Source organism: Mycobacterium sp., from assembly GCF_008709575.1.
Lineage (GTDB): Bacteria > Actinomycetota > Actinomycetes > Mycobacteriales > Mycobacteriaceae > Mycobacterium.
Window position 1 is genome coordinate 1 of record NZ_VYIK01000242.1, and the last position, 840, is coordinate 840.

Annotated in this window: 1 protein-coding gene; it reads left to right on the top strand. The window is 60.8% G+C overall.

All coding sequences use genetic code 11. From position 1 onward, the window contains the following. Nucleotides 1–672 (top strand): LuxR C-terminal-related transcriptional regulator (locus F6Q13_RS18175; RefSeq protein WP_293059512.1); only part of this gene is annotated, 672 nt, incomplete at its 5' end. Between the last annotated feature and the right edge of the window lie 168 nt (nt 673–840).

Below are 840 nucleotides of genomic sequence, written 5' to 3' on the forward strand. Positions count from 1 at the left end.
CAGGATAAGGCCTTTGCCTATTTCTACCCTGCCGACACGCTTACTGAAGGACTAGCGGAGGCTCCGTTGGAGACAGAGCTCATCCGTAAGCGCTGCGGAGCACTGGTGCCGTCTCCGTGGGAAGACAAACGCACGCTCAAGGAATTCGTCGAGGTTTCTGGCTGCTTTGGCTATGTCGCCGCCCCGATCACCGTTCAGGGCAGGGCAATTGGGATGCTGCACGCCGACCGCCCAAAACCCGACGGACTCGTGACGATGGACCATCTCGATCAGTTGGAGGCCTTCGCCGAGTGTCTGGCGGTGGCGTTCGAGAGCGCGGTACTCGAAGAGAAGGCGGCGCAACAACGCGCAGCAGTCGGCAATTTATGCGTGCATGTAGAGGAGCTGATCAGACGGTCGGTCGGATCGGTGTGGTGGTCGCTGTCCGGCGCTACTCCCGGTCAGCGACATGATGCCCATTACCGCAGCGATCAACCTGCTGTGCCGTTGTTGACCGTCCGTGAGCGAGAGATTATGTCGTTTGTGGCGACCGGGGCCACCAACAGCCAGATTGCTCACTGCCTGGTGATCTCCGAAGGGACGGTGAAGTCGCATCTCAAACACATTGCCAGGAAGCTCAATACGTCTAGCAGGGCCGCGGCGGTAGCCGTGTACGCCAGCATCGCCAGCTGATGTCCGGGAGTCGCGATGAACAGCCGCGCGATGGTGGCCAGGCTCAACGATCTCGACGAGCAGGTGTGTAGCGCGTTCGGTCTGCCGCGATCAGGTGGTGCGGCAAACCTCGATTAGCCTCGATTTTTCACATGGCCTGGCGGGGTTGCTCGGAGCCGGTTGCTGGCC